This window comes from Pseudomonas sp. MDT1-16, from assembly GCF_054898115.1.
The window spans coordinates 776,891-802,824 of sequence record NZ_CM142717.1; the positions used below are offsets into that span (position 1 = coordinate 776,891).

General features: G+C 60.2%; 21 protein-coding genes and 1 riboswitch. Of the genes, 14 read left to right on the top strand and 7 right to left on the bottom strand.

All coding sequences use genetic code 11. The annotated features are described in order from the left end of the window. The first annotated feature begins 5 nt into the window (after nucleotides 1-5). The gene (locus tag ACYZT3_RS03475; protein WP_462031516.1) at nucleotides 6-962 is read left to right on the top strand and encodes a transposase; all 957 of its coding nucleotides are present in this window, start codon (nucleotides 6-8) and stop codon (nucleotides 960-962) included. 502 nt (nucleotides 963-1,464) lie between these two features. Beyond that, the gene (locus ACYZT3_RS03480; protein ID WP_282376650.1) at nucleotides 1,465-1,758 is read left to right on the top strand and encodes a fructose-bisphosphate aldolase; all 294 of its coding nucleotides are present in this window, start codon (nucleotides 1,465-1,467) and stop codon (nucleotides 1,756-1,758) included. A gap of 74 nt (nucleotides 1,759-1,832) precedes the next feature. On the opposite strand, the gene ACYZT3_RS03485 is transcribed toward ACYZT3_RS03480, so the two are convergent. Then, nucleotides 1,833-3,266, bottom strand: coding sequence for a TolC family outer membrane protein (locus tag ACYZT3_RS03485; protein WP_462031517.1), 1,434 nt, complete (start codon nucleotides 3,264-3,266; stop codon nucleotides 1,833-1,835). Between the two features lie 193 nt (nucleotides 3,267-3,459). Next, a riboswitch (TPP riboswitch) is annotated at nucleotides 3,460-3,565 on the top strand. Nucleotides 3,566-3,728: 163 nt separating this feature from the next. Between ACYZT3_RS03485 and thiC the strand changes: the two genes are divergently transcribed. Continuing rightward, complete coding sequence (gene thiC, locus ACYZT3_RS03490; RefSeq protein ID WP_282376652.1) at nucleotides 3,729-5,618, top strand: phosphomethylpyrimidine synthase ThiC; 1,890 nt, start codon at nucleotides 3,729-3,731, stop codon at nucleotides 5,616-5,618. Nucleotides 5,619-5,762: 144 nt separating this feature from the next. Continuing rightward, the gene (cytX, locus tag ACYZT3_RS03495) at nucleotides 5,763-7,055 is read left to right on the top strand and encodes a putative hydroxymethylpyrimidine transporter CytX (RefSeq protein ID WP_462031518.1); all 1,293 of its coding nucleotides are present in this window, start codon (nucleotides 5,763-5,765) and stop codon (nucleotides 7,053-7,055) included. Here the strand turns inward: cytX and ACYZT3_RS03500 are convergent. Beyond that, entirely contained in the window at nucleotides 7,024-7,770 is a 747-nt protein-coding gene (locus ACYZT3_RS03500) for an RsiV family protein (RefSeq protein WP_462031519.1), read from the bottom strand. The genes cytX and ACYZT3_RS03500 overlap by 32 nt on opposite strands. A gap of 228 nt (nucleotides 7,771-7,998) precedes the next feature. On the opposite strand from ACYZT3_RS03500, the gene ACYZT3_RS03505 reads away from it, so the two are divergent. From ACYZT3_RS03505 to ACYZT3_RS03545, 9 genes are all read left to right on the top strand, one after another. Then, nucleotides 7,999-8,616, top strand: coding sequence for an NUDIX domain-containing protein (locus tag ACYZT3_RS03505; RefSeq protein ID WP_282376655.1), 618 nt, complete (start codon nucleotides 7,999-8,001; stop codon nucleotides 8,614-8,616). Continuing rightward, a complete protein-coding gene (locus tag ACYZT3_RS03510) occupies nucleotides 8,607-9,059 on the top strand; it encodes a DUF1249 domain-containing protein (protein ID WP_282376656.1) in 453 nt (150 codons plus the stop codon). The genes ACYZT3_RS03505 and ACYZT3_RS03510 overlap by 10 nt, the downstream gene beginning before the upstream one ends. 105 nt (nucleotides 9,060-9,164) lie before the next feature. Further along, nucleotides 9,165-9,980 (top strand): 3',5'-cyclic-AMP phosphodiesterase, encoded by an 816-nt coding sequence (gene cpdA, locus ACYZT3_RS03515; protein WP_462031520.1) that lies wholly within the window; start codon nucleotides 9,165-9,167, stop codon nucleotides 9,978-9,980. A gap of 146 nt (nucleotides 9,981-10,126) precedes the next feature. Further along, nucleotides 10,127-10,735, top strand: a complete 609-nt coding sequence (locus tag ACYZT3_RS03520) for a YqiA/YcfP family alpha/beta fold hydrolase (protein WP_462031521.1) — start codon at nucleotides 10,127-10,129, stop codon at nucleotides 10,733-10,735. Between the two features lie 55 nt (nucleotides 10,736-10,790). After that, entirely contained in the window at nucleotides 10,791-12,695 is a 1,905-nt protein-coding gene (gene parE / locus ACYZT3_RS03525) for a DNA topoisomerase IV subunit B (protein WP_462031522.1), read from the top strand. Beyond that, the gene (locus ACYZT3_RS03530) at nucleotides 12,695-13,684 is read left to right on the top strand and encodes an esterase-like activity of phytase family protein (RefSeq protein ID WP_282376660.1); all 990 of its coding nucleotides are present in this window, start codon (nucleotides 12,695-12,697) and stop codon (nucleotides 13,682-13,684) included. The genes parE and ACYZT3_RS03530 overlap by 1 nt, the downstream gene beginning before the upstream one ends. Then, complete coding sequence (locus ACYZT3_RS03535) at nucleotides 13,681-14,205, top strand: retropepsin-like aspartic protease family protein (RefSeq protein ID WP_462031523.1); 525 nt, start codon at nucleotides 13,681-13,683, stop codon at nucleotides 14,203-14,205. Before ACYZT3_RS03530 ends, ACYZT3_RS03535 begins: the two co-directional genes overlap by 4 nt. 7 nt (nucleotides 14,206-14,212) lie before the next feature. Next, on the top strand, nucleotides 14,213-16,480 hold the full coding sequence (parC, locus tag ACYZT3_RS03540) for a DNA topoisomerase IV subunit A (RefSeq protein WP_449646190.1): 2,268 nt from the start codon (nucleotides 14,213-14,215) through the stop codon (nucleotides 16,478-16,480). A 176-nt stretch (nucleotides 16,481-16,656) separates the two neighbouring features. Further along, entirely contained in the window at nucleotides 16,657-17,370 is a 714-nt protein-coding gene (locus ACYZT3_RS03545) for a PqiC family protein (protein ID WP_462031524.1), read from the top strand. Between the two features lie 246 nt (nucleotides 17,371-17,616). On the opposite strand, the gene ACYZT3_RS03550 is transcribed toward ACYZT3_RS03545, so the two are convergent. After that, complete coding sequence (locus tag ACYZT3_RS03550) at nucleotides 17,617-19,149, bottom strand: AhpA/YtjB family protein (protein ID WP_282376664.1); 1,533 nt, start codon at nucleotides 19,147-19,149, stop codon at nucleotides 17,617-17,619. A gap of 135 nt (nucleotides 19,150-19,284) precedes the next feature. On the opposite strand from ACYZT3_RS03550, the gene serB reads away from it, so the two are divergent. Further along, on the top strand, nucleotides 19,285-20,499 hold the full coding sequence (gene serB, locus ACYZT3_RS03555; protein WP_282376665.1) for a phosphoserine phosphatase SerB: 1,215 nt from the start codon (nucleotides 19,285-19,287) through the stop codon (nucleotides 20,497-20,499). A 142-nt stretch (nucleotides 20,500-20,641) separates the two neighbouring features. Here serB and ACYZT3_RS03560 read toward each other — a convergent pair whose 3' ends face one another. The 4 genes from ACYZT3_RS03560 to ACYZT3_RS03575 form a co-directional block, all read right to left on the bottom strand. Continuing rightward, nucleotides 20,642-22,420: a molecular chaperone gene (locus ACYZT3_RS03560; RefSeq protein ID WP_462031525.1), complete on the bottom strand. Its 1,779-nt coding sequence runs from the start codon at nucleotides 22,418-22,420 to the stop codon at nucleotides 20,642-20,644. A gap of 117 nt (nucleotides 22,421-22,537) precedes the next feature. Next, complete coding sequence (asd, locus tag ACYZT3_RS03565) at nucleotides 22,538-23,398, bottom strand: archaetidylserine decarboxylase (RefSeq protein ID WP_462031526.1); 861 nt, start codon at nucleotides 23,396-23,398, stop codon at nucleotides 22,538-22,540. A gap of 18 nt (nucleotides 23,399-23,416) precedes the next feature. Then, on the bottom strand, nucleotides 23,417-24,232 hold the full coding sequence (locus tag ACYZT3_RS03570) for a rhodanese-like domain-containing protein (protein WP_282376671.1): 816 nt from the start codon (nucleotides 24,230-24,232) through the stop codon (nucleotides 23,417-23,419). Between the two features lie 42 nt (nucleotides 24,233-24,274). Then, on the bottom strand, nucleotides 24,275-25,813 hold the full coding sequence (locus ACYZT3_RS03575; protein ID WP_462031528.1) for an HDOD domain-containing protein: 1,539 nt from the start codon (nucleotides 25,811-25,813) through the stop codon (nucleotides 24,275-24,277). Nucleotides 25,814-25,934 lie beyond the last annotated feature (121 nt).

The following is a 25,934-nucleotide window of genomic DNA, read 5'->3' on the forward strand; positions in this document are numbered from 1 at the left end:
CTGTAATGTCTCAACTTCCCTCACTACCAACTCCCGGACACGGCGAACTACCGGACTACGACGTATGCCTCCCGGCGAACCTGCGTCCCGACGCCGATCGTTTGATTCGCTATCTGCACGAATTGCCGCATCGGCGAGTGAAGTACTGCCCCTGGTGTGGCAACACCAACGTGACCCTGCAAAATCATTCGGCTCTACAACGGCTCCCGCGTTACTACTGCGGTTCCTGTCGCAAGAGTTGCAACAGCTTGAGCGATTCGCCCTTTGCACACCTGCGCCGGATGGACCTGTGGTCAACGTTTGCCGTGTACCTGCTGGCCGGGTGGTCCAGCGTCCAGATCGCGCCTCGTTTGGGGGTGAACCACAAGGTCTACTTCAGCTGGGGGCAGGCGGTTCGAGAGGTGATGGCTGAGGAGTGTCCTGATTTGCATCAGTGGTGGACGACACGCCATTACCGGGAAAACCTGCAACCACCCGACCACATTGCAGCGCAACAGCAAGCGGTCATCACTTGGATTGAAACGACGCTGAACGCACAGCACGCGACGTGCCCAAGGTGTGGGGGAACGCGGACCTATCGAATTAAAGGCATTCGCCCGAAGTTCAAGTGCGATCCCTGCGTGACCTGCTTTTCCATTCTGTCCGGGACACCGCTGGTCGGGATGATTCGACCTGAACTCTGGGTCGATTTCGTGAAAGGGGTGATGGATGGCCAAAGTATTCCGGACCTTAAACGGCGCTCAGGGCTGGGCATGGGCGGCAGTACACGCTGGCGTGAGCAGTTTTTGTTGTTGATTGAAACGTTGGGGCACCCTGAACTGTTGCAATGGATCACCTGGATGCGCAGTCGTCGTAATAACGAAGCGGTCAGTTTTGTGCGTCAGGGTGGTCACCTGGACAAGGCAACGCGCTCTATTTATCCGCAAGGAACGCGTAAAGGCAGGTTTGTTTCCCAAAAGTAGGCGCCGCGAAGGCTGCGATCTTTTGATTTTTTTCATGTCTGCAATACGTGTAGGACTGCTCCCATTGTGGCGAGGGGACCTGCCCTCCTTGGGCTGCGAAGCAGCCCCAAACCCTGCCACCGCATTCCTGCTGACATACCGCACCGCCCGACTTACGACGGCTGCGCCGCCGAACGGGGCGGCCACTCCATCGCCACAATGACGTGCTTGGTCCTACACCCCGGTTGCAGCCGCCAAAGTCGCCGCTTATAGTTCGCCACGTCGCCGACAACAGTCAGCGATAGGGTTTCGCAGCCCTTACGATACGTGTAACCGAGCATCATAAAAGCAACGACGGTCGCATCAGCGCTCGTAGTCCGTTTTATGGTGGTTGTGTGTGGGAGACCTTCGGGTCTGCCGGGTTCCTCGTATCCTCGGTCTGCGAACCCGCACACAGCTACCACCCCATTCGTTTCGCAGCGAACGGAAGTAGCTCTTCTTTTAGATTCGAGGAGTTTTACTTATGCCAATGAATAACCCGCCACGCCGCTTCACCCCCATGTCCCAATTCGCCACCGACTACCCCGTCCTGCTCATCGACAGCGACGCCCCGCTACGCGAACTCCACAACTGCGTCAGCGAACGCCTCAATGCCGTCCTCAAATACTTGCATCTGATGGCCTGCACAAGCCTGCCGGACTACGCCGAGAACGACATTAACACCGTCACCAACATCGCTCGGATTATGGTCCAGGATATAAGCGATGTATTTCGGGTGATTGAGCAGCGCGGTTTTGAAACGCCCAAAAATCAGTAGCCAATTTTCAGCCATAAAAAACCCGCATTTCTGCGGGTTTCTTGATGCTGTTACAGCGCTGCGATCTTTTAGTTTTACGGCCGCGCTTTGAGCTGATCCGCCGCTGCCTTGGCCAGATCCGGTGGCAGAAAGTCTTTGTCCGGGTTGTAATCAGCCTTGAGATAACGCGCCAGGTCTTGCAAATCCCCCGGGTTCAAGGTACCGGCGGCCTGCTTCAAGCGCAGGTTGTCGAGGATGTAGTCGTAGCGCGTGTTGTTGTAGTCGCGCACCGAGGTGTAGAGCTGACGCTGTGCATCCAGCACGTCGACAATGTTTCGCGTGCCTACCTGATAACCGATTTCGGTCGCTTCCACGGCGCTCTGGTTGGAGATGATCGACTGCTTGCGCGCTTGCACCTGTTCGACGTCGGTGTTCACCGCGCGGTGCAGGTTGCGGGTGTTTTCTACCACTTGCCGACGCAGGGATTCGCGCTGTTGTTCGGTTTGATCCAGGCGCGAGTAAGACTCGCGAACCTGTGAAGTGGTCAAGCCGCCGCTGTAGATCGGGATATTCAGTTGCAGACCCACCGTCGTTTGCTCGACGTTGCCACTGTAAGGCTGACCGAAGGCGTTCGGGTTGCTGAAACCCATGGCGTCGTTGTCGCCCTTCTCGTATTTCGCCACGGCGTCGACGGTGGGCGCGTGGCCGGCCTTGCGCTGCTTGAGGGTTTCTTCGGCGGCGCTGACGGCGTAGTTGCTGGCCAGCAAATTCAGGTTCTGTTTGGCGGCGGTGTCGACCCAGGATTTGGCGTCGTTCGGTGCCGGCGGCAGAATCGGCAACGTGTGGACGATGCCCTGGAGCGAGTTGTACTGACGGTTGGTCAGGGTGATCAGGGCTTCGAACGCATCATCCACCTGGCGCTGCGCGACGATCCGGTTGGCTCGCGCAGTGTCGTAACTGGCTTGCGATTGCAGCACGTCGGTCTTGTCCGAGAGGCCGACGTCGAAGCGCTCGTTGGACTGATCGAGCTGGCGTTTGAACGCTGCCTCTTCGGCCTTGGTCGAGGCCAGATTGTCCTGGCTGCGCAGCACGTTGAAATAGCTTTCGGCCGTTTGCAGAATCAGGTTCTGCTCGGTCGCCGAGAGTTGCAGTGCAGCCTGTTCGTTGACGTCCTTGGCGGCCTGATACTGGAACCAGCGATCGGCACGGAAAAGTGGCTGGGCCAAGGTCGCCTGATAGGAATGGGCGCTGCGACTGGCAACGGCCGAGGGCTGGTCGATCGAGGTGCGTACGTTGGCCACTTCGGCACCGCCGGAGAGGTTCGGCAGCAGCCCGGCGCGGGCCTGGGGCACGACTTCTTTCTGCGCGCCGTACTGAGCGCGAGCGGCAGCCAGGTCGGCGTTGTTGTCCACCGCTTCCTGGTAGACGCTGACCAGATCGGTTTTGGTCGATAAGGGCGCTTCTGCTGCCCAGGCCATTCCGTTGGACGCACAAGACACGGCAAGGGCCAGTGAGAGTTTGCGCAGCATGAGGCGATCCCTAAAAAATTACGCTGATAATTTGAGCGCCAAAGGTACGGCGCAGCGCCATACAGCGTCAAGGCGCGGCACAGCGTAGCGAGTGTAGTGGTGCGCGCGAACGGCAACAATCCGTTAATTGCGCCATTCATCATGGTGTTTACCGCGGTGTTGGCGTTCTTTGTCCGTTGTGTCTAGACTGGCCGGGTTCTTGTCGGGGTGCCTTGCTATGAGGCTGAGATCGAATAATTTCGGATCCCGTTGAACCTGATCAGGTTAGCGCCTGCGTAGGGAACAAGATTTCTCGTCACCCGGCGAGTCCTCTTGTGCTTCGTCCGGGATGTTGTTCGACAATCGAACACCCCTCGAGCACTGAGCACAGCACTGCTGGTTTCCCCAGCGCCCGTGCGTCCATTCGATGACAGGTTCACTCCGACAAAAATCCACTGCCTGGATGTGTCTGGAGAGCCCGTGATGACTACAAAACCAAAAATCGCAACCAACCTGAGTGACTCGGCCAAGGTCGATCAGCAATCGGTTCAGCCTTTTACTCGCTCGCAAAAAATCTATGTTCAGGGCACTCGCCCGGACATCCTCGTGCCGATGCGCGAAATCAGCCTTGATGTGACCCCGACCGACTTCGGCGGTGAGATCAATGCGCCGGTGGTTGTGTACGACACCTCGGGCCCGTACACCGACCCCAACGTCATCATCGACGTGCGCAAAGGCTTGGCCGATGTGCGTTCGCCCTGGATCGAATCCCGTGGCGACACCGAGCGTCTGCCGGGTCTGAGTTCCAACTTCGGCCAGGAACGTCTCGCCGATGCGGAGCTGACCAAGCTGCGTTTCGCTCACGTGAACAACCCGCGCCGGGCCAAGGCCGGTGCCAACGTCAGCCAGATGCACTACGCCCGCAAAGGCATCATCACCGCCGAGATGGAATACGTCGCCATCCGCGAAAACATGAAGCTTGAAGTGGCTCGCGCCGCCGGCCTGCTGGACCAGCAACATGCCGGTCACAGCTTCGGCGCCAGCGTGCCGAAAATCATCACCCCCGAATTCGTCCGTGAAGAGATCGCCCGCGGTCGCGCGATCATTCCGGCCAACATCAACCACACCGAACTGGAACCGATGATCATCGGCCGTAACTTCCTGGTGAAGATCAACGGCAACATCGGCAACAGTGCCTTGGGTTCGTCCATCGAAGAAGAAGTGGCGAAACTGACCTGGGGCATTCGCTGGGGTTCGGACACGGTCATGGACCTGTCCACCGGTAAACACATTCACGAAACCCGCGAGTGGATCATCCGCAACTCGCCAGTGCCGATCGGTACGGTGCCGATCTATCAGGCCCTGGAAAAAGTCGGCGGCGCTGCCGAAGACCTGACCTGGGAGCTGTTTCGCGACACGCTGATCGAACAGGCCGAGCAGGGCGTCGATTACTTCACCATTCACGCGGGCGTGTTGCTGCGCTACGTGCCGCTGACCGCCAAACGCGTGACCGGCATCGTTTCCCGTGGCGGTTCGATCATGGCCAAGTGGTGCCTGGCGCACCACAAAGAAAACTTCCTCTACACCCATTTCGAAGACATCTGCGAAATCATGAAGGCCTACGACGTCAGCTTCTCGCTGGGCGACGGCCTGCGTCCGGGCTCGATTGCCGACGCCAACGACGCTGCACAATTCGGTGAGCTGGAAACCCTCGGCGAGCTGACCAAAATTGCGTGGAAGCACGACGTGCAGTGCATGATCGAAGGCCCGGGCCACGTGCCGATGCAGTTGATCAAAGAGAACATGGACAAGCAGCTGGAGTGCTGCGACGAGGCGCCGTTCTACACCCTCGGCCCGCTGACCACCGACATCGCGCCAGGCTACGACCACATCACCTCCGGCATCGGTGCGGCGATGATCGGCTGGTTCGGTTGCGCCATGCTGTGCTACGTGACGCCGAAGGAACACTTGGGCCTGCCGAACAAAGATGACGTGAAGACCGGGATCATCACCTACAAGATCGCCGCGCATGCCGCCGATCTGGCGAAGGGGCATCCGGGGGCGCAGATCCGCGACAATGCCTTGAGCAAGGCGCGTTTCGAATTCCGTTGGGAAGATCAGTTCAACCTGGGTCTTGATCCGGACACCGCTCGTTCGTATCACGATGAAACCCTGCCGAAGGATTCGGCCAAGGTCGCGCATTTCTGCTCCATGTGCGGGCCGAAATTCTGCTCGATGAAAATCACCCAGGAAGTCCGCGAATACGCGGCCAACCAACGGATCGAAACCGTCGACGCCGAAGTCGCCCAGGGATTGGCGGAACAGGCTGAGCGGTTCAAGCAGGAAGGCAGCCAGCTGTACAAGAAGGTTTGATCCCGTACTGATCGTTCCCACGCTCTGCGTGGGAATGCCTCTTGTGACGCTCTGCGTCACGCTTTGGGACGCGGAGCGTCCCGGGCTGCATTCCCACGCGGAGCGTGGGAACGATCACAACAAATGTCCCTCTGAGATAACACCTTGAGCATTCAACCCAGCACGTATTCCCCTGATATCGCGGTGCCCACCGACAAACGTGTCTTCGGCGGTCGCGATCTGTTTTCCCTGTGGTTCTCCCTCGGCATCGGCCTGATGGTCCTGCAGACCGGTGCATTGCTCGCGCCAGGTCTGGGTCTGTCCGGCTCGTTGCTGGCCATCTTCCTCGGCACCCTGGCTGGCGTTCTGTTGCTGGCTGCCGTTGGCGTGATCGGCAGCGACACCGGTCTGTCGTCGATGGCCGCGCTCAAACTCAGCCTCGGTGCAAAAGGCGCGAGCCTGCCGGCCGTGCTGAACCTGCTGCAACTGATCGGTTGGGGCTCGTTCGAAATCATTGTCATGCGCGACGCCGCCAGTCTGCTCGGCGCGCGGGCGTTCAGTGAAGGCAGTCTGCTGTCGAATCCGCTGCTCTGGACCGTGTTCTTTGGCGGTTTGGCAACCTTGCTGGCCGTCAGCGGCCCGCTGACGTTTGTGCGGCAGATCCTGCGCAAGTGGGGCATCTGGCTGCTGCTGGCCGCGTGCATCTGGCTGACCTGGAACCTGTTTGCCAAAGCCGATCTGGCCGCGTTGTGGGCGCAGGCCGGTGATGATTCGATGTCGTTCGCCGTGGGCTTCGACATTGCCATCGCTATGCCGCTGTCGTGGTTGCCGCTGATTGCCGACTACTCACGTTTCGGCAAGCGTGCGAAAAACGTGTTCGGCGGCACGGCGCTGGGCTTCTTTATCGGTAACTTCTGGCTGATGAGTCTCGGTGTGGCTTACACCCTGGCGTTTGCGCCGAGCGGTGAAGTGAATGCCTTGCTGTTGGCATTGGCCGGTGCCGGTTTGGGGATTCCGCTGCTGCTGATCCTGCTGGATGAGTCCGAAAAAGCGTTCGCTGACATTCACTCGGCGGCCGTTTCCAGCGGGATTCTGTTGCGCTTGAAAGTCGAGCATCTGGCGCTGGCCATCGGTGTGATCTGCACCCTGATCGCCTGTCTGGCGCCATTGGTCCAGTACCAGAACTTCCTGCTGTTGATCGGCTCGGTGTTTGCGCCGCTGTTCGGCGTGGTGTTGGTGGATCACTTCATCCTGCGTAAACGCAGTGCTCGCGTGGCGTCAGCCGCATTGCGCTGGCCGGCGCTGCTCGCCTGGTTGGGCGGCGTGAGCACCTATCATTTGCTGGCTAATCTGTATCCGGACATCGGTGCAACCCTGCCGTCACTGATTCTGGCAGGGCTGCTGCAGCTGGTGCTGGGTCGAGCCTTCAGTTACGGCCAGGAAACAGCTCGGGCTTGAGAATGCCGTTCAGGCGTGGGTAGGGGATTTTCAGTTCGATGTGGCCCAGCGCGTAAGGCGCGATGGTGCTGGTTTCGTACTTGAGGATCACCCCGCCGTAGGTCAGCGCCACGTTCTGGGTTTTCACGAAGGGCCAGCTCTTCACAAACTCCGGCTCCTGATCGAGCTTGGTGCTGATCAGCCAACTGTTGTGCGCCACCTGCGCGGCTTTCCAGAACGCCTCTTCCTGCCCAGGCACCAACATGTCCGACAGTGTCAGCACCTTGTGTTGCTGGCGTGAGTAGTTGATGAAGCTGCGGCCCGGCGTGCCATGCGCGCCGCCGGTGTCCAGGTAGCTGGAAAATTCGACGATCACCAAGCCGTCATGCTGCTCACGTACCTTGGCTTGCAGGTAGCTGCTGTAGCGCGGGCCGGCACTGCTCAAAAATTGCTCGCGATACGCTGCCAGCGTCGGCGCCACTGGGGCGTCGGGCGAGGTGCGGGTCATTTGCAGCAGGCGTTTTTCGAGGATGCCGTCCAACTGCGGTTCGTCTGGGAAGCGCAGCGTATCAATGTTTACCAACGGGCAATCAGGCGTGGTGCAGCCAGGTTTCAACTGTTCCGATGCATCGCGGGTGGTTTCCAGCGGCGCCCGGTAGTTGGGTTGGAACAAACTCTGGCACGCGCCCAGAGTCAGGGCGATTGCGGCCACGGAGGCGATTTTAAAAAGCGACATGGGCGTCCTTCATAAAACAGGGAAAGGCGAAAAGCTATCCGCTTCGACTCTCAACGAAGCAGTCAGTTCGCCACTAAGCTAATTAGAGTTGGTTTCGCCCTCACCGTCTATCCCGCTGACTGGAAAGGGGCTGCATCAAACGCCGTGGGCGCGTTAGGATGGCGCGAAGTCGAGGTTGCAAGTAACAAAAAGGAGCCTCGTAACGGATTTGCAGTAAAGAGGATTGTCATGACTGATTTTGCCAACGCCGTTCCGACCGCCGTTGAGATCGTTAGGCGCGAAAAGTGCTACGAGGGCTTCTACAAGCTCGATCGCGTGCACTTGCGCCACGAATTGTTCGCCGGTGGCATGAGTCGCGAGATCAATCGTGAAGTGTTTGTTCGCCACGATGCGGTGTGCGTACTGCCTTACGATCCGCAGCGTGACGAAGTGGTGTTGATCGAGCAGTTTCGCGTCGGCGCCATGGGCAAAATCGACAATCCATGGCTGATCGAACTGGTCGCTGGTCTGATCGACAAGGATGAAGAACCGGAAGCAGTTGCTCACCGCGAAGCGCAGGAGGAAGCTGGGCTTGTGTTCGGGGCGCTCTGGCCGATGACCCAGTATTTTCCATCGCCGGGCGGCAGCAATGAATTCGTGCATTTGTACCTGGGGCGCTGCGACAGTACCGGGGTCGGCGGCCTGCATGGGCTGGAGGAAGAGGCAGAAGATATCCGCGTCACGGTCTGGGCCTTTGAAGATGCCCTGCAGGCCGTACGCGACGGACGAATTGCCAACGCGGCCAGCATCATTGCTTTGCAATGGCTTGCTTTGAACCGCGCTGAAGTGAGGGGGTTATGGTCGTAAACAAACTGCGCGATCGCTATCGGGTCGACCTTGTGGGGTTGCAAGCCTCCTGCGAGGCCAACTACGCGCGCCTGATGCGACTGCTACCGGACATGCGCAACGAGCCGCAGGCGCGGCGCATTGCCGTGACCCACGGCGACCAGATGCTCGGCGTGTTGGCCCTCGAAGTGCTGCAGGTCTGTCCGTACACCACGACCCTGCAAGTGCGCCAGGAACACAGCCTGCCGTGGTTGCCGGTGCCGCAACTGGAAGTACAGGTCTATCACGACGCGTGCATGGCCGAAGTGGTCAGCGCCGAACATGCGCGACGCTTTCGCGGCATCTATCCTTACCCGAATGCCTCAATGCATCAGCCGGACGAAAAGGCCCAGCTGAATATGTTCTTGGGCGAATGGCTGAGCCATTGTCTGGCCTGCGGACACGAGTACGCGGTTGTGCGGTAGCGGTAGATGTGAACTGCGTCAGGTTCACAGGTTTCCCCTTTTGATCGTCCCCCAGCATAATTGCGGCACTCATCCAATCCCGTGATTCAGCCCTGGGAGAACGCCTTGCCGAGCGTATCCACATTAACCACCGCCGATTCGGCGTTGCTGGTGCAACTCTCCGACAGTCATCTGTTTGCCGAGACGGACGGGACGTTGTTGGGCATGAATACGCGCAATAGTCTGCAAAAGGTCATCGAGCTGGTGCGGGTTCAGCAGCCGCAGATTGATCTGATCATCGCCAGCGGTGATTTGTCTCAGGACGGGACGCTGGAGTCGTATCAGCTGTTTCGCGACCTGACCCGGCAGCTCGATGCGCCGGCGCGCTGGATTCCCGGCAATCACGATGAGCCGCAGATCATGGCCGAAGCGGCTGTGCAGAGTGCGTTGCTGGAGCCGGTGGTGGATGTCGGTAACTGGCGCGTCACGTTGCTCGATTCGGCCGTGCCGGGTTCGGTGCCAGGGTATTTGCAGGATGAGCAGTTGCAGTTGCTGGCCCGTTCGTTGAGTGAGGCGCCGGAGCGGCATCATCTGGTGTGCTTCCATCATCATCCGGTGTCGATCGGGTGTGCGTGGATGGAGCCGATCGGGTTGCGAAATCCTGAGGCGTTGTTTGCGGTGCTGGACCGGTTTCCGCAGGTTCGCGCTATTTTGTGGGGGCATGTGCATCAAGAGATCGACCAGGTTCGCAATGGCGTGCGGTTGATCGCTTCGCCTTCGACCTGCATTCAGTTCGAACCGGGCAGTGATGATTTCAAGGTGAGTGAACAGGCGCCGGGGTATCGGTGGTTGCGGCTGTTGCCGGATGGGCAGATTGAAACGGGCGTGGAGCGCGTGATCGGGTTCGACTTTCAGGTTGATTACGGCTCCAACGGTTACTGACAAAGCCCTGTAGGAGCTGTCGAGTGCAACGAGGCTGCGATCCTTTGACTTTGTTTTAAAAGCAAGATCAAAAGATCGCAGCCTCGTTGCACTCGACAGCTCCTACAGTAAGCTGCGCTTCTTTACCCGACGCACAGGGAGCTCAAATGTCCGGTCCGATCCTTTATATCCACGGTTTCAACAGCGCGCCTTCGTCGAAAAAGGCGACTCAGCTGATCGAAGTGATGGAACGTCTGGGCTTGAGCGATCAGTTGCGCGTTCCGGCCTTGCATCACCATCCCCGCGAGGCCATCGGTCAGCTAAACAACGCGATTGAGGCGCTGGGGCGGCCACTGCTGGTCGGCAGCTCACTCGGCGGCTACTATGCGACTCACTTGGCCGAGCGCCATGGCCTCAAGGCCCTGTTGATCAACCCTGCCGTCAGCCCGCACCGGATGTTCGACGGGTTTCTGGGGACGCAGAAAAACCTGTATACCGATGAGGCCTGGGAATTGACCCACGACCATGTGGCGGCCCTGGCCGAGTTGGAAGTGCCGGCGCCCCAGGACCCGCAGCGGTATCAGGTGTGGTTGCAGACCGGCGACGAAACGCTGGACTACCGCCTCGCCCAGCAGTATTACCGAGCCTGTGCCTTGCGCATCCAGGCCGGCGGCGGCCATAGTTTCCAGGGTTTTGCCGCGCAACTTCCGGCAATGCTGAGTTTTGCCGGCATCGGCGCAGATTTGTATCAGGTGATCGATTTCACTGCACTGTGAGTCGTCGCCTCTTTTTCACAGAACACTTTTTATAGAAGACGGACGACGAGACCCCATGGCCACTCCCAGCGCTAGCTCTTATAACGCAGACGCCATCGAAGTCCTCTCGGGCCTCGACCCGGTGCGCAAACGCCCCGGCATGTACACCGACACCAGTCGGCCGAACCACCTCGCCCAGGAAGTCATCGACAACAGCGTCGACGAAGCCTTGGCCGGGCATGCGACCTCGGTGCAGGTCATCCTGCACGCCGATCACTCCCTGGAAGTCAGCGATGACGGCCGCGGCATGCCGGTGGATATCCACGCCGAAGAAGGCGTTTCGGGCGTCGAGCTGATCCTCACCAAGCTCCATGCGGGCGGCAAGTTTTCCAACAAGAACTACCAGTTCTCCGGCGGTCTGCACGGGGTGGGTATTTCCGTGGTCAACGCCTTGTCGAACGAAGTCCGGGTGCGCGTCAAGCGTGACGGCAACGAATACCAGATGACCTTCGCCAACGGTTACAAGAAAACCGAGCTGGAAGTCATTGGCACCGTCGGCAAGCGCAACACCGGTACCAGCGTGTTCTTCGCGCCGGACCCGAAGTACTTCGATTCGCCGAAATTCTCCATCAGCCGCCTCAAGCACGTGCTCAAGGCCAAGGCCGTTCTGTGTCCCGGGCTGCTGGTCAGTTTTGAAGACAAGGCCACCGGCGAGAAAGTCGAATGGCATTACGAAGACGGCCTGCGTTCCTACCTGGTCGACGCGGTCAGCGAATTCGAACGCCTGCCGGACGAACCGTTTTGCGGCAGTCTGGCCGGTAATAAAGAAGCGGTCGATTGGGCGCTGTTGTGGTTGCCGGAAGGTGGCGACAGCGTGCAGGAAAGCTACGTCAACCTGATCCCGACGGCTCAGGGCGGCACCCACGTCAACGGTCTGCGACAGGGCTTGCTCGACGCGATGCGCGAGTTCTGCGAATTCCGCAGCCTGCTGCCACGCGGCGTGAAACTGGCGCCGGAAGACGTCTGGGAGCGCATCGCTTTCGTTCTGTCGATGAAAATGCAAGAGCCGCAATTCTCCGGCCAGACCAAAGAGCGTCTGTCGTCCCGTGAAGCGGCCGCGTTCGTTTCCGGGGTGGTCAAGGACGCATTCAGCCTGTGGCTCAACGCTCACCCTGAGCTTGGCATGCAGCTCGCGGAACTGGCGATCAACAACGCCGGCCGTCGTTTGAAGGCCAGCAAAAAGGTTGAGCGCAAGCGCATCACCGCAGGGCCAGCGCTGCCGGGCAAACTCGCTGACTGCGCCGGGCAAGACCCGATGCGCTCTGAACTGTTCCTGGTCGAAGGTGATTCTGCCGGCGGTTCGGCCAAGCAGGCGCGGGACAAAGAGTTTCAAGCGATCCTGCCATTGCGTGGCAAGATTCTGAACACCTGGGAAGTCGACGGCAGCGAAGTGCTGGCCAGCCAGGAAGTGCACAACATCGCCGTGGCCATCGGTGTCGATCCAGGCTCGGCGGACATCGCCCAGCTGCGTTACGGCAAGATCTGCATCCTTGCCGACGCCGACTCCGATGGTCTGCACATCGCCACCTTGCTGTGCGCGTTGTTCGTCCAGCATTTCCGCCCGTTGGTGGATGCCGGTCACGTTTACGTCGCCATGCCGCCGCTGTACCGCATCGACTTGGGTAAAGAGATTTACTACGCCCTGGACGAAGCCGAACGCGATGGCATCCTCGATCGTCTGGTGGCCGAGAAGAAACGTGGCAAGCCGCAGGTCACACGATTCAAAGGTCTGGGTGAAATGAATCCGCCGCAGCTGCGCGAAACCACCATGGACCCGAACACTCGGCGTCTGGTGCAGCTGACGCTTGAAGATTACGACGCTACAGCTGAAATGATGGACATGCTGCTGGCGAAGAAACGCGCGGGTGATCGCAAATCCTGGCTGGAATCCAAAGGCAACCTGGCCGAGGTTCTTGGCTGATGCGGGTTGGCTTTGCCCTGGCGTGTGCGTTACTGCTGACCTCGGTGACGGCGTTTGCCGAACCGGTACCGGAACTGCGCTTGTTGTCCGAGCATCCCGTTGACGGTATGCGCGGCGGCAATTTGTCGGGGCTGGCCCAATGTGGCAAGGATATGTGGACGGTGTCCGATCGCGATGATGATCAGATTTACCGCCTCGATACCCGCGATACCGTCTGGCAGGCTGAAACCGTGGGCATCGGCGTACCTGCGGTGCCTGACAGCGATTTGCCCTGGGGGCTGCGTTCTCGGACCTGGGTGGCGTCGTTTGTCCGGGGCGGGGATCTGGATTTTGAAGGCATCGCCTGCGACAGCGCGGGTAATCGCTACATCGTCAGCGAATCCCATGCGGCGGTTCTGCAAGTGCCGCCCGTTGGGCCGACGTCCTGGCTGAAGATCTCGCCGATGCTGATCCGCGAAGCACGGGCCAGTGGCATGCTGTTGCACTTCAATGCGCTGTTCGAAGGCCTGGCAATTAATCCTGCGGGTGACCAGTTATGGTTGGCCGCCGAGCGTGAGCGCCGCGGTTTGTTGTTGATCAAACGCAAGCAAACGGTCTGGGATTGCGATGGCGGCTGTGTGTTGCTGAGCGAAGCCGGGATGGACATGCAGCCGGCGCAGTTTCCCAGCGCCAAAGCGGTCTCCCGGGATTTTTCCGATCTGTCATTGTTCAACGGCAAGCTGTTTACGCTTGAACGCAACGCCTTCGAAATATGTCGCCGCGACGTGGTAACGGCCAAGGTCGAGCGCTGTTGGTCGTTTGCCGACGAGGCGTTGCAGGAAAACCGCCGTTATCGACAAGCCTTTGGGCTGGTGGAAGCGTTGATCGTGGACGCCGACGGTGCCTGGATCGGTATCGACAACAACAACGGCACGCGTGCCGACGGCGAGAAACGTCCAATTGTCTGGCGCTTTGCCGCGCCTGAAGGTGGCTGGAGTGCCAAGCCATGAGTCAGCAGCCACCGGGCAAACGCGCCGGTCGGGTATTGATGGTGCTGGCCTGGTGCGCGGCGCTGTTTCTGGCCACACGGTTTTTCGGCCAGTGGGAAGCACATCAGCAGAACCCTAATGTCGTGGTCAGCTCGGAGCAGGGCGAAGATTTTATCGAAGTGAAACTGGCAAGCAACAATCAGGGGCACTTCGTCGCCAGCGGCCAGATCAACGGCCAGCTGGTGGATTTCATGCTCGATACCGGAGCGACCGACGTGTCAGTCCCGGCGGAAATGGCCGAACGGCTGAAACTGGAAAAAGGTTTCGGGGTGACCCTGAGCACGGCCAATGGGCTGACCCAGGGCTATCGAACCCGCATTGACCGGCTGCAACTGGGCGACATTGTGCTGCGTGATGTGCGCGCCCTCGTCGTGCCAGGCCTGGATGGCAAACAAGTGCTGCTCGGTATGAGCGCGCTGAACAAACTTGAATTTACCCAGCGCGGTGGCACCATGCTGCTGCGCCAGACAACGAACCAATGAGGCCCGCATGAGCGACTCCCTTGATCTCAGCCTGGACGGTGTAGAACGCCGGTCACTGGCTGACTTCACCGAAAATGCCTACCTCAACTACTCCATGTACGTGATCATGGACCGTGCCTTGCCGCATATCGGCGATGGCCTGAAACCGGTACAGCGACGCATCATCTATGCGATGAGCGAGTTGGGGCTGGACGCCGATTCCAAGCACAAGAAGTCGGCGCGTACCGTCGGTGACGTGCTCGGTAAGTTCCACCCGCACGGCGATTCGGCCTGCTACGAAGCCATGGTCCTGATGGCCCAGCCGTTCAGTTACCGCTACACGCTGGTTGACGGCCAGGGTAACTGGGGTGCGCCGGATGATCCCAAGTCCTTCGCCGCCATGCGTTACACCGAGGCGCGGTTGTCGCGTTATTCCGAAGTGCTGCTCAGCGAGCTGGGCCAGGGCACTGCGGACTGGGGCCCGAACTTCGACGGCACGCTCGACGAGCCGCTGGTGTTGCCGGCGCGTTTGCCGAACATCCTGCTCAACGGCACCACCGGCATCGCCGTGGGCATGGCCACCGACGTACCGCCACACAATCTGCGCGAAGTCGCGACAGCGTGCGTGCGTTTGCTCGATGAGCCCAAAGCCACGGTCGAACAGCTCTGCGAACACATTCAGGGCCCGGATTACCCGACCGAAGCGGAAATCATCACGCCCCGCGCCGATCTGCTGAAAATGTACGAAACCGGCAAGGGTTCGGTGCGCATGCGCGCCGTGTACCACATTGAAGACGGCGACATCATCGTTACCGCGCTGCCGCATCAGGTCTCCGGTGCCAAGGTGCTGGAGCAGATCGCGGCCATGATGCAGGCCAAGCCGTCCAAGGCCCCACAGATCGCTGACCTGCGGGACGAATCCGACCACGAAAACCCGTGCCGGATCGTGATTATTCCGGGCGCACGCAAAAACTTTGACCACGATGCGCTGATGCAGCACCTGTTCGCCAGCACCGAGCTGGAGTCGAGCTATCGGGTCAACATCAACATCATCGGTCTGGACGGCAAGCCGCAGTTGAAAAACCTGCGTGCGTTGCTGGTGGAGTGGCTGGAGTTCCGCGTCAACACCGTGCGCCGCCGCCTGCAATTCCGCCTCGACAAGGTCGAGCGCCGCCTGCACCTGTTGGACGGTTTGTTGATCGCGTACCTCAACCTGGATGAAGTGATTCACATCATCCGTACCGAGGAACACCCGAAAGCGGCGCTGATCGCGCGTTTCGCCCTGAGCGAAATCCAGGCCGATTACATTCTTGACACCCGTTTGCGTCAGTTGGCGCGACTGGAAGAAATGAAGCTGCGTGCCGAGCAGGATGAACTGCTCAAGGAGCAGGCCAAGCTGCAAGCCCTGCTGGGTAGTGAAGCCAAGCTGAAAAAACTGGTACGCACCGAACTGATCAAGGACGCCGAAACCTACGGAGACGACCGTCGTTCACCCATCGTCGAGCGCACCGAATCCAAGGCCCTGACCGAGCATGATCTGCTGCCGAACGAGAAAGTGACCGTCGTCCTGTCGGAAAAAGGCTGGGTTCGTTCTGCCAAAGGGCACGAAATCGACGCCACCGGGCTTTCCTACAAGGCCGGGGATGGTTTCAAGGCCTTGGCGCCCGGTCGCTCCAACCAGTTTGCGGTGTTTATCGACTCCACCGGTCGCAGCTATTCCGTGGCCGCCCACACGTTGCCATCGGCCCGTGGCCAGGGCGAACCGCTGACCGGTCGTCTGACGCCGCCACCCGGGGCGAGCTTCGAATGCGTGCTGATGCCGGAAGACGATTCGCTGTATGTGATCGCGTCTGACGCCGGTTACGGGTTCGTGGTCAAGGGTGAAGACCTGCAAGCCAAGAACAAGGCGGGCAAGGCGTTGTTGAGCCTGCCGAACAATGCCAAGGTGATTCTGCCGCGGCCGGTGGCTGATCGTGAGCAAAACTGGCTGGCCTCGGTGACCACCGAAGGTCGCCTGCTGATCTTCAAGATCAGCGATCTGCCACAATTAGGTAAGGGCAAAGGCAACAAGATCATCGGGATCTCCGGTGAGCGTGTCGCCAGTCGCGAAGAATATGTCACGGACATCGCGGTACTGCCGGATGGCGCCACGTTGGTGCTGCAGGCCGGAAAACGTACCTTGTCACTGAAAGCAGACGACCTCGAACACTACAAAGGTGAACGTGGGCGTCGTGGTAACAAACTGCCACGTGGCTTTCAGAGGGTAGATGCGCTGCTCGTCGAAAACCTCAATTAAGCGTCCTAGAGCGCTCGATCTACGATTTAACGCGTAGATCGACACTTTGGCGCTGGAGTCGGAACGCATATTCACGGATGATATGGCCTTTCAAGCGCCGGCGTGGCCGAGCGTTCTTCATATTTATTGAGTATTTTCACTGTGGTTAGCCTTGTGGCAACCACCTGGATGGGACGATGACTGCTCTGCGCCTTCCTTTTATTTTGATGCTCGCTGGCGTTCTTGGCCTGGCGGGTTGCAGCGTTCACCAACCGGTGTCGCTGTATCAACTGGACAGTGGAAGCCCAGCTCAGCCTGCGCAAAGCGCGGGCATGGCTGTATTGCTGGGTCCGGTAACGGTGGCTGATTACCTGCAACGCGAAACGTTGTTGCAACGACAGCCGGATGGCAGCCTGCAAGCTTCGACTGATGGTCGCTGGGCGGGTAGCCTGTCGTCCGATATCGATCAGTTGTTGCTGCGTCAGGTAGCGGGGCATCTGGACAGCCAGCGCGTGGTGCTGGCGCCTGCGACAGTGGGCTTCACGCCGGATGTACAGGTTCTTCTGACGATTACTCGTCTGGACTCGGGTGAGGCGCAACCGGCGATCCTTGATGCGCAATGGCGTCTGATCGACCGTCGGGGCCAGGTTCGCGATAACCGCATCATTCATCTGCAGGAACAGCATGCCGGTGGAACGGCGGCTCAGGTTCAGGCTCAGGGTGTATTGCTGCAGCGTCTGGCCGGGCAACTGTCGACGGCGCTCAAGCCACTGGCCAATCAGCCACCGATCGCCGAAGCTCCAAAAAAGCCGGCTGCCAAGCCTGTCGCGCCTGCGGCGGAGCAGGGAAAACAACCGAAGATCCCGATGGCTTCGCCGATCCGGACCGATATGGAAGTGTTCAGGTTCTAATGCTTGGATTGATCCAAAGCAAAGCCCGCCATGTGCGGGCTTTGTTGTTTCTGCCGTTCGGTGATGATCGTTCCCACGCTCTGCGTGGGAATGCAGCCCGTGACGCTCTGCGTCACATCGGTGCCAGGCGGTGAGTTGAGGTGAGGCTGGAACGCGGAGCGTCCCTGGAGGCATTCCCACGCAGAGCGTGGGAACGATCAGCCCGCAGACGATCACTCGTGTGCGGGCTTCTTTATAACGAGGCGACTACGCCCGACGCTCATGCATCCGCGCCAGTTGTCGCTCGAGCATCGACGGATAAGGCTCCATCAGCCGCTCTACACAGCAAGCGCCTTCCGGGCTCGCGATCGGGCGGATCCGTGCGCGCTGGCGGATCAGCGCGTCGTCACCGATCTTGCGCTCCACCAGCAGCAGGTTGCGGCTGTGTTGCGACAGGGCCAGCGCATCCTGAGCGGTTTCGGTCAGCAGCAGATCAATCTGGCTCAGGCCGAACAGCTCGTCACCCAGGGTCAGGCCCAGCTGCAATTGCAGGGTGATGCCGCTGTCGGCGACTTCGATCTGCAGCTGATGGCCCAGCGCTCGCAACAACTCACCGCAGCAGATGGCGTTGGTCAGGTAGTCGTCGCCGCTGTCTTCGGTGTGGAACAGCATCAGCGTGCTTCCATCGTTAAGGGTGTGCAGTTCGCTCTGGTAGAGCGAGGCGGCCTGATCGAGGCAGTCGCGATAGCGTTTGAGCAATTCTTCCAGGCGTGTGCGGGGCAGGCGACGCAGCTGATCCTGAGCACCCAGTTGCACGGCCAGTACCGCGCTGTGCTGCGGAACGTTCGAGATCTGTGGTTTCGCTGCCGGCTTCGGCGCGCTGTTTGCCGAGTCATCACGCAGGTCGGCAAACGGATCTTCGTCATCCTCATCGTCTTCGACAGTACTGACAATTTGCCGTGGGGCTGGCTTGAGGCCTGCCACCGGTCGGGTTTCGTCAAAGCTTGGATCGCGCAGGTTACGCACTTCGAAGGCCGGATCGGCCTCGTCGCTGTCGTAATCGCTGTCATCGAACTCGGGTTCCGGCTCCGGTTCCGGCTCGGCCGGCTCCGGTGCGAAGTTGGCGTGCAGCTGGCGAGCCAGGTCACCGATCTCATCCTGACGCTCGGTGGCCGGGGTGTATTCGTCGATATTGCGCAGCCACACCCGCAATTGCAGCAGCGGTGTGGAGAGATGCCGGCCCAGACGCAGGCTCAGTGCCAGGGACAGCGCCAGCAGAATCGCGCTCAAAATGCCCATGCTTTGCAGGCTGATGGTCATCGGCTGCTGGAACTGATCCATATCCAGGCTGATGCGCAGTTGCCCGGCGGTGACATCCTGGAACGTGATCTTGCTCTGGTACATGCCTTCGGCTTCGCTCAGCAGGCTGTGCTTGGGGCGCTGACCGGCTTCGGCGAGGATGCGGTTATCCACGCTGTAGATGGCGGCGTGGGCCACCAGCTTGTTTTTGGTCAGGTTGTTGAGCAACACGTTGAGGCTGAGGATGTCGTTGGACACCAACAGCTCCGTGGCGGACGTGGCGGTCTGCGTGGTCAGGCTCTCGCCCAGGGCATCGGCCTGCTCGTGCATGGCCTGCTTGAACTGCAAACCCATCACACAGGCATAGATCACCAGGGCCAGAGCGACCAGGATCACGTTATGGCTGGCGATGCGTAATGCAATCGGTACACGGCGGTGGCGCAGTGCACGGAAGATCAGCAGAAAGAAGTTATCGGTTTTTACTGGCGTGGGCCGGTTCACTTGAGCTCGGCTCTTTTGTCCGTGAAGTTGACGCGCAGTATAGCGACAGGCCCTAGACCGTCAAAGCGCTCACGGTGCCCGATGGCCACTGAAAGTGGGTAGAATGCGGTTTTTTTCCACCTGCGGGGGTGCGCCTTGCGCGAAATCGTCCTGATAAACATCACGGGAGTCGACCGTCCGGGTCTGACTGCGGCCATTACCGGTGTTCTGGCCCAGGGTGGTGTGAACATTCTCGACATTGGTCAGGCAGTGATCCACGACACCTTGTCGTTCGGCATCCTGGTTGAAATTCCTGACACCGAGCAAGGCAAGTCGGTGCTCAAGGACATCCTGTTTACGGCTTACAAGCTCGATCAGCAAGTGCGTTTCACGCCGGTGTCCGAAGAGGATTATCAGCAGTGGGTCGGCAATCAGGGCAAGAAACGCCACATCGTGACCCTGTTGACCCGCAAAGTGACCGCCGGGCAACTGCAGGCCGTGAGTTCGATCACCGCCAAATATGGCCTGAACATCGACCACATCGATCGTCTGTCCGGGCGCATGCCGCTGGACACTCCGGCCGATCAGGGCAAGGGCTGCATCGAGTTTTCCGTTCGTGGTGAAGCGGCTGATCCGCAAGCGCTGCGGGCCGAATTCCTCAGCGTCGCTCAAGAACTGAACGTCGACATCGCCTTCCAGGAAGATTCGCTGTTCCGCCGCAACCGTCGTCTGGCGGTGTTCGACATGGACTCGACGCTGATCGAAGCCGAAGTCATCGACGAACTGGCCAAGGCTGCCGGCGTGGGCGATCAGGTTTCTGCGATCACCGAACGGGCGATGTCCGGCGAATTGGACTTCCGCGCCAGCTTCAAGGAGCGCCTGGCCTTGCTCAAAGGGCTGGACGTCAGCGTGCTGGACTCGATCGGCGCCTCCCTGCGCCTGACCGAAGGCGCTGAAACCCTGTTCGCCGAACTCAAACGCCTGGGCTACAAGACGGCGATTCTGTCGGGCGGCTTCACCTACTTCGCCAAGCAACTGCAGGCCAAACTGGGTATCGACTATGTGTTCGCCAACGAACTGGAAGTGGTCGACGGCAAGGTCACCGGCGTGGCGGTCGAGCCGATTGTTGACGCGCAGCGCAAGGCCGATCTGCTGAAAGAACTGGCGCACAAGGAAGGCTTGCGTCTGGAGCAGACCATCGCCGTTGGCGACGGTGCCAACGATTTGCCGATGCTGGCGATTGCCGGGTTGGGCGTGGCGTTCCGTGCCAAGCCGCTGGTGAAGCAGTCGGCGAAGCAGGCAATTTCCACCCTTGGGCTGGATGGCGTGCTGTATCTGCTGGGATTCCGGGATCGTGACGGGCAACTCTGAAATCTGGGCTGCCTGATCGGGCCCATCGCGGGCAAGCCTTGCTCCTACAGGTCGGCGGTGAAGCGCATTTTTGTGTTCACCGCCGACCTGTAGGAGCAAGGCTTGCCCGCGATGGCTTCACCTCCGGTCTGCCGCCTGCCCCTCAAAGCGATTTCCACAACGAATCAAAATTCTCCTCAGCGCCGCTCACTGCGGCGTTGTCGTTTTTGGCTGTCTCCAGGGGACGGTAGGCGAACTGATTGAAGCTGTTGGTGCTCGACACCCGCCGATCCAGCCCGACCCTGCGTTCGTCGCCGTTGGTGTTGATCATGATCTTGTTGCCCTCCTGAAAGGGCAGGCGCGGCGCGAGCAAAGTGGCGGGCAGGTCGATGGCGCTGATTTGCGGCAGCAACAGACCGCGCAGGTATTGGCTGTGGTCATCACGGGTGCGCACCAGTTGCAGGCCGCAGGGCTCGGCGAAGGGCGCAACCTGCTCGATGCCCATCTGCGTGCCACCGCCGCGCACCTGGCGGATCCAGCGCACCACCGCGATGCTCCAACCCTGGCCGGCAGCGTCCTCGATGCCGACCATCTCCCCCGCCTGTAACTCGGCAGGCACCGCGCCGGGCCAAGCCAGGCAATAACCGCCGGGGCTGTGATTGATCACTGACAGGACGTGGGTCGGGAAGTGCTGATTGCGGTCGGATGCCTCGTGGCTGTCGTCGTTCAGCAGCTGCGGGTATTCGATCTCTTCGTAGGGCAGCAGAGCGTCCGCAGTGCCTTGGGGCGCGGCGTCTAAGGCTTGGTGCCATGGGTCCTTTTCCCTGCCTGTGACAGGCGTCGCCGAAAATTGTGCAAGCCGGGCACCAGGGTTTTTCAAGATGTCGCTGAATGAGCGTTGCCCACCCAGATAAAAATGCAGCGCGCTCATGCCCACGCACAAGGTCAAAGTACCTTGGCCGACGGTACGCTGGAAGCTGCGCTCGGCAGCCTGGCCCCACGCAGCGCTGAGGTGTTGCAACGTGTCGAGGCTCAGTTCCGACGGTACGGGTAGCGGCGATGAGCTGTCGGTTTTTTGCAAATAGCCTTCGATGGCCGCGACCAGAGGCTGCGGATCGATTCCCAGCAAACGCTCCTGCTGCTCGGCCCGGAACTTGGTGCGGTAACGCGGCCCGGAGTCGAGGTCGGGCGCGACGGCAAACAGACCGATGGACGGGTTGCCGGGTTGCAGCTTGATCCATTGGCTCCAAGGCTCAAGCACCTCGGCCACTCGGGCAATCTGGTTCTGACGCAGTTGATTGCAACGCGAGGCGCCCAGCAGCAAGGCGACCACGTAAGTCTGTTCGATGCTCAGGTTTTGCGTCTGGCTGGCCAACTCATCGCGCAGGCTCAAATGCTGGAGCCGGTGTGCGCAGGCGATCCGGTAGAGCTGATGCAGCTCCAGCCACAGGCCTTCCGGCACCGGGCAATAGAGTTTAGTCGAGCGAATCAGCGGCCCGTTCAGGCAATGGATCGCTCGTTGCAGCGCTTGGGTCAGCAGCGGCGCACGGTCCTTGCTGAACTTCGGTGTGATGCGCACGACAATCTGTTTGTAACCAATGGCCAAGTGACTTTGCAGCGCCTGGCAGAGGTTGGCGATCTTGCGGGAACGCTCGTCGAGGACAATCGACTGATGCAGGAAATGCTGCTCAAGGTGTTTGCAGACGTAATACACCTCGGGCCGCAGCAGTTCGAGCAATTGCAGGCGATTGTCGCTGGGCGTGAGCAGTTGGTTGAGTTCGCTCAAGCCTTGATACAGCTGGCGGGCGGTTTCGCCGATGTTGGCTTTGGGCAGATTGGCGATCCAACGCTTGAGATCGCGCGGGGTGGCTTCACAGAACGACAGGCGCGCCTGTATCGGGATGGGCGCGCGCAGCAGCAGGTGGGGGCTGGTCTCATTCATGCCGTGGAAAAACTCCAACCGGGAAAGGGGCAGTGAATGACCTGACTGTAGCAGTTATAACTAAGGGAGGGGTGTGGTCTGCCCCCTCGAACCCGGTCGAGGGGGCAAATCAGAAAATCAGGCTTTTGGCAGGCCCATGCCGTGGCCCATCTGCACCGGCGAACCGGCCGTCAGTTCTTCAGCCCACTTCACTTGATCAGGCCCGAACAACACGACAGCGGTCGAACCCAGTTTGAACCGGCCCAGTTCTGCACCTTTCTCCAAATGGATTGGCGCACGGGCAGCTTCGTCGTAGCGGAAGGTTTTCAGCTCGCGTTTTGGCGGCGTGACCAGCCCGGCCCAAACGGTTTCGATCGACGCCACGATCATTGCGCCCACCAGCACCACGGCCATCGGCCCGCGTTCGGTGTCGAAAATGCATGCCACACGCTCGTTGCGGGCGAACAGTTCCGGAACGTTTTCGGCGGTGGTCTGGTTGACCGAGAAGATCCGGCCTGGGATGTAGACCATCTCGCGCAGGGTGCCGGCCAGCGGCATGTGCACGCGGTGGTAGTCCTTCGGTGACAGATAAATAGTCGCGAAATCACCGCCCATGAACGGCGCTGCGTTGTCCGCGTCGCCGCCCAGCAATTCCAGCACGCTGAAGCTGTGGCCCTTGGCCTGGAACACACGACCGTGTTCGATCGGGCCGAGTTGGCTGACCGCGCCGTCGGCCGGGCTGAGGATCGCGCCTGGCGTCTCGTCCAGCGGGCGAGCGCCGTCCTTCAAGGCACGAGTGAAGAACGCATTGAAGTGCTCGTAGGCGGTCAGGTCTTCGACCAGCGCCTGCGACATGTCCACCTGATAACGCTTGGCGAACCAGGCGGTGAAGGCATTCTTGAACCAGCGCACGCGGCATTCGGCAATGCACCCGGCCAGTCGCGACAGCAGGTGATGGGGCAGCAGGTATTGGCTGAGGATAAACAAACGCTTATTCATTAACTGTCCTTAAAAACCTTAAATCTCTACGGGCGTATCGGGGTGGTTGCCCCATTCGCCCCAGGAACCGGCGTAGCCTTTGACCCGCGGATAACCGAGAGCCTTGGCCACCAGATAGGTGAAGCCAGAACGATGGTGAGTCTGGCAGTGGGTAATGACTTCTTTGTCTTTACTGATCCCGAGTTTTTCCAGGATCTGCGGCATGTCGGTGCGGATGCGCAGGTGGCGCGACTGATCCATGCCCGCGGTCCATTCGAAATTGACCGCGCCGGGAATGTGCCCGGCCTTGGCCGCCAGGACTTTCTCGCCGGAGTACTCCAGCGGCCCGCGTGCGTCCCAGATTGCCAGGTCGGCGGCACCGAGACGGCTTTGCAGGTATTCGCGGGTGGCGGTGGGTTCGTCGTGCAGGGTCAACGCAACCGCGCCGCCGACCGGCGCCGGGATCTGGATCGACATTGGCAAACCTTCAGCCAGCCAGGCCGTCAGGCCGCCGTCGACATAGTGGTAGTGGCTGTGGCCGATGACATCCAGAAGCCAGATAAAGCGACCGGCCCAGCCACCGCCCTCGTCGTCATAGACGACGTAGACCGCGTCCTTGTTGTGGCCCAGTTCGCCGAACAACGCTTCGAGTGCCGCTTGCGGCGGCATCAGTCCCGGCGCAGGCGCCTGACCGAGTTGCGTGCGTTTCGGATCGACAAAACGCGCGCCGGGGATATGCCCTGCGGCATAGCGGGCGCTGCTGGTCAGGTCCACCAAAATCAGTTCGCGGGCGTCGAGACGGGCGAGCAAGTCGCTCGGCTCAATGACCAGCGCCAAGCCAGAGAAGTCAGACATGTGAGGTCTCCAGAGCACAAAGGGGAGGATTGTAGCGCAGCGTCATTTGCCGCGCAGGCTAAAGCTGTGCAGTGCCTTTTCGATGCACTGCGCGGTTTTGCCGAAGGCTTGCACGGTGATTTCCGAGAACGGCCCGCCACCCTGATCCGCCGCCACAATCATGATGACCCGGCCGTTATTGACCAGTGAGCGTAGCAGCAGGTGTTCGCCGCCGAACTGCGAGCGCAGGCTGGCCGGTAACAGGGCGGAAAATTGTGCGTTGTTGGCCGGCGTCAGGCGTACCTGGGCCTGCTGCGAGAGAAGGCGTTGCAGCACGGTGCTCTGGCTGACGACGAAGTTCAGACCGGCCACTTCTTTTGGCAGCCCGGCCGTCTGGTGCACTCGCAGATTGGCGTGAGTGCGGTCGGCCATCAGGATCATCACCCGACGCATGCCGCACGCGACCAAAGCGTCCCGGGCAGAGGTGGTCAAGTGCATGGCATTGGTGAAGCGACTCGGCTCGACCAGCAACTCGGCACACTGTCTGCGCCATTTCGTCAGGTCTTCGGCAGTCGGCGCCGGGGCTGGCAGCAAGCCTGCGTGCACGCGGTTCATCCCCCACGGCCAGATCAGCGACACGGCCGGGTGCCAAAGGTCTGGCATGGCGTGATGGCGGGCGCTGTTGGCGGCCTGTTGGTGCAACTGCTGCTGCACTTCGTCCATTGGCATTTGCAGGTAAAGGCTGGTCAGGTATTGCCAGCGTTCACTGTGAGGGCTGTCCCAGGCGTGTTGTGCCGACAGCGCCAGACCGTTGGCCAGCAGCACCGTATTGGCCGGTTGATTGAGCCAGCGGCGCAGGGTCGGATCGTCATCGAGGCGGTTCTGCTGGCGCAGTGGATGATCACTGTCACGCGCGATGCGCAGCACTTTCACCAGCTCACGCTGCTCGTTGAGCAACAGCCGATAACCCTGCTGCACCCAGATCGGCAGGCGCCAGATGTCCACGAGCGCCAGACAGATTTCCAGCAGGCGTGCGCCGAACAATTGCTTCTCGACTTTGTGCGCCGACTCGCCTTTATGGATGACCCGCAGCTCCCATTCTTCGAGCAGCTGCGGATGGGTCAACGCCATCGGCCACAGCGGCGAGAGAAACAGCAGGCTGCCCCAGTGAATGTCCTGCCACAGCCGGGCCAGGCGACTGGCAAAAAAACCGTTGGCCTGTTGAGTCGCGTGCTGGCTGATCAGCTGCAACTGACGCAGGGCAACCGGGATATCGGACTGAGGTTCGGCGGGCAGGCGGGCGAGCAGCTCTTCGGTGCGCTTCAAACCGAGGCGATTGATTGCCACCTCAAGGTTTTCTGCGGGCTCGGTCATGCTGCCATGGGTGTGGCGGTTGGCTTCGCGAATCACGCTCAAGGCCAGCGCCGGGCTGTCCTGTATCAGTTCCGCGATATCGCGCAGGGAGCTGCGACTGTTGGCGATGGCCTTGCAGACACGGTCGTGACTGGCTTGCGGAACGGGCAGGCGCACGCCATCGAGAAGCTTGACCCAGCCTTCAAGAGTGGTCGGTTTTGGAGTTGGAACGTTCGTTTCGTTAGCCATGGTTGGACGCGATCATCGTCTGCATTACCTATGCCCGGATCGGGCCAAATTGGCTTTTCGCCTGAACTGGCTATAGTCTGGCGCAGTTTTGCCGATAAGTAGAAGAAGAGATTTTTTAACT

Bases quoted from the DNA above. Each gene is read 5' to 3' on its own strand.
- ACYZT3_RS03560 (WP_462031525.1), bottom strand. From the start codon at position 22,420: ATGAATGAGACCAGCCCCCACCTGCTGCTGCGCGCGCCCATCCCGATA.
- ACYZT3_RS03500 (WP_462031519.1), bottom strand. From the start codon at position 7,770: ATGTCGCTTTTTAAAATCGCCTCCGTGGCCGCAATCGCCCTGACTCTG.
- ACYZT3_RS03530 (WP_282376660.1), top strand. From the start codon at position 12,695: ATGCGGGTTGGCTTTGCCCTGGCGTGTGCGTTACTGCTGACCTCGGTG.
- ACYZT3_RS03505 (WP_282376655.1), top strand. From the start codon at position 7,999: ATGACTGATTTTGCCAACGCCGTTCCGACCGCCGTTGAGATCGTTAGG.
- ACYZT3_RS03510 (WP_282376656.1), top strand. From the start codon at position 8,607: ATGGTCGTAAACAAACTGCGCGATCGCTATCGGGTCGACCTTGTGGGG.
- ACYZT3_RS03475 (WP_462031516.1), top strand. From the start codon at position 6: ATGTCTCAACTTCCCTCACTACCAACTCCCGGACACGGCGAACTACCG.
- ACYZT3_RS03480 (WP_282376650.1), top strand. From the start codon at position 1,465: ATGCCAATGAATAACCCGCCACGCCGCTTCACCCCCATGTCCCAATTC.
- thiC (WP_282376652.1), top strand. From the start codon at position 3,729: ATGACTACAAAACCAAAAATCGCAACCAACCTGAGTGACTCGGCCAAG.
- asd (WP_462031526.1), bottom strand. From the start codon at position 23,398: ATGAATAAGCGTTTGTTTATCCTCAGCCAATACCTGCTGCCCCATCAC.
- ACYZT3_RS03535 (WP_462031523.1), top strand. From the start codon at position 13,681: ATGAGTCAGCAGCCACCGGGCAAACGCGCCGGTCGGGTATTGATGGTG.
- ACYZT3_RS03575 (WP_462031528.1), bottom strand. From the start codon at position 25,813: ATGGCTAACGAAACGAACGTTCCAACTCCAAAACCGACCACTCTTGAA.
- ACYZT3_RS03485 (WP_462031517.1), bottom strand. From the start codon at position 3,266: ATGCTGCGCAAACTCTCACTGGCCCTTGCCGTGTCTTGTGCGTCCAAC.
- ACYZT3_RS03570 (WP_282376671.1), bottom strand. From the start codon at position 24,232: ATGTCTGACTTCTCTGGCTTGGCGCTGGTCATTGAGCCGAGCGACTTG.
- ACYZT3_RS03545 (WP_462031524.1), top strand. From the start codon at position 16,657: ATGACTGCTCTGCGCCTTCCTTTTATTTTGATGCTCGCTGGCGTTCTT.
- parE (WP_462031522.1), top strand. From the start codon at position 10,791: ATGGCCACTCCCAGCGCTAGCTCTTATAACGCAGACGCCATCGAAGTC.
- ACYZT3_RS03520 (WP_462031521.1), top strand. From the start codon at position 10,127: ATGTCCGGTCCGATCCTTTATATCCACGGTTTCAACAGCGCGCCTTCG.
- parC (WP_449646190.1), top strand. From the start codon at position 14,213: ATGAGCGACTCCCTTGATCTCAGCCTGGACGGTGTAGAACGCCGGTCA.